Source organism: Methylophaga sp. UBA4204, assembly GCF_002379485.1.
Classification (GTDB): Bacteria; Pseudomonadota; Gammaproteobacteria; order Nitrosococcales; family Methylophagaceae; genus Methylophaga.
The window spans coordinates 2,451-4,421 of record NZ_DFTU01000086.1; the positions used below are offsets into that span (position 1 = coordinate 2,451).

Sequence of the window (1,971 nt, forward strand, 5' to 3'; positions counted from 1 at the left end):
AGGTTTTGCTGTCACGCCACGTTATCAACGCTATATGGGATTTAGAAAACAGGCGTTAAATGCCGAAGCTAAAGCGATATTTTTGGACAGCGAAGAAATTCCTGCCTTAGGTTCCATCATTATCCAGCAGAATTTAGCCAACACTTTAGAAGCCATTGCCTTAAAAGGTCGGGATGCTTTTTATCAGGGTGAAATTGCCAAACAGATGGTGGAATCAGTACAAGCCGCTGGCGGTATCTGGACAGAACAGGATCTAGAGAATTATCAACTGAAAATCCGCCAGCCAGTCACGACTCAAATTGCAGGTTATACCATCACCACTGCAGCCTTACCCTCGGCAGGCGGTCAGTTGATAACTTTGATGCTGAATCAATTAAATACACTGAATTACTGGCAGGCTGACCCACAACAAAAGCGTCATTGGTTAATTGAATCCATGCGTCGGGCCTATCGAGAACGCACCGTTCATCTTGGTGACAGTGATTTTATTGATGTTCCGGATTATTTACTGGATCCCGCTTATGCCGCCCAGATAGCTGAGGACATTGATCCCGATAGCGCCAGCAAAAGTGATGAATTAGCTGATGCGTTCAGCAACAAAGGCCAGGACACCACACATTTTTCGATTATTGATCAAGATGGCAACCGGGTATCCGCCACGCTGAGCATCAACTACCCATTTGGTAGTGGCTTTGTGGCTGGAAATACCGGAGTTTTACTCAATGATGAAATGGATGACTTTTCTGCGTTAAGCGGGAGCCCCAATGCCTATGATTTGGTGAGTGAATCCGCCAATGCCATTGAACCGGGCAAGCGTCCACTATCCAGTATGACACCAAGCTTTGTCGAAAATGATCAGCGATTGCTGGTCATTGGCACCCCCGGGGGCAGCAGAATTATTACCATGGTGATGCAGGGAATATTACATTTTATGGAAGGTAAAGATGCTGAAGCAATTGTTGCGGCACCGCGATTGCACCATCAATATCTGCCAGACCGAGTGCAAATGGAAACACCCGGTCTGAGCGAGATGGAGCAACAGGATTTAACAGACCGAGGTCATCAACTGGATGTGTTAAACCGTCAATTTGGCAATATGCAGGTCATTGTGGCTAATAAAAAGACCGGCAAACTCAGCGCCGCCAGCGACCCTCGCGGTGAGGGTATGGCAAAGACTGAGCAGATTATCGTTAGAGACTGAACAATTACAGTTTCATCTCAGAGGGCATGATGCCTTTTCTGGATTGAACCAACGCACTGCCTTCCAACACAATCAACGCAATCAACGTAAGTGAAATGGGCACTAATGCAAACCAACCCAGCACTGAGCGTTGAATAAAACGCATGCTTTCATCCGCTTGTGCCATCAATAAAAATGAGCCGATACCAAATATCACTCCGGCCACCAGATAAGCGCCCAATAAATACATACTGCGCTTCCATGCCAGCTTCCAGTGCGCCTGAACCAGTGCTGTCTGATCATGGGAGTTGTAGGCTTTGTAGGCTATGGAGCCAATCATCATCAGCGAGCCCAACAGCGATATTGAGAAAATCAGCCACAGGTTTTCGGTACCAAACAGAATCGCCGGAACCAGGAAATGAAATATCGCCACGTTGAACATTAAGCGCTCATGTGGCTTACTGGCATCATGGTAGATTTCAGACATAAAATGTTCCTCTGTTTATAAAGGCCGTTTTGACATGTTGCACCTGATTGACAGTCATTGCCATCTCGACTTTGACGATTTCGACAAAGATCGAACAGACATTCTGCATAACTGTGCCAGGTCAGGTATCGAAAAAATTGTCATCCCCGGCGTGACGGTGAACAGCTGGCCCAGACAAATCGAGTTATGCAACAGTAATCCGATGCTATCGCTGGCCCTAGGCTGCCACCCGATGTTTATGGATGATCATCCGGATAATGCAGCAGAGCTACTTGAGCAAGCCGTGAAACAATATCAGCCTATT

3 protein-coding genes are annotated in these 1,971 nt (G+C 46.8%); 2 read left to right on the forward strand and 1 reads right to left on the reverse strand.

The features are described 5' to 3' along the window. Positions 1-1,201: gamma-glutamyltransferase family protein (locus tag B3182_RS12210; protein WP_292752926.1), on the forward strand; the 1,201-nt coding region annotated here is incomplete at its 5' end. Between the two features lie 4 nt (positions 1,202-1,205). On the opposite strand, the gene B3182_RS12215 is transcribed toward B3182_RS12210, so the two are convergent. Then, positions 1,206-1,667 (reverse strand): hypothetical protein, encoded by a 462-nt coding sequence (locus B3182_RS12215; RefSeq protein ID WP_292358127.1) that lies wholly within the window; start codon positions 1,665-1,667, stop codon positions 1,206-1,208. Between the two features lie 34 nt (positions 1,668-1,701). On the opposite strand from B3182_RS12215, the gene B3182_RS12220 reads away from it, so the two are divergent. After that, positions 1,702-1,971 (forward strand): TatD family hydrolase (locus tag B3182_RS12220; protein ID WP_292752929.1); only part of this gene is annotated, 270 nt, incomplete at its 3' end.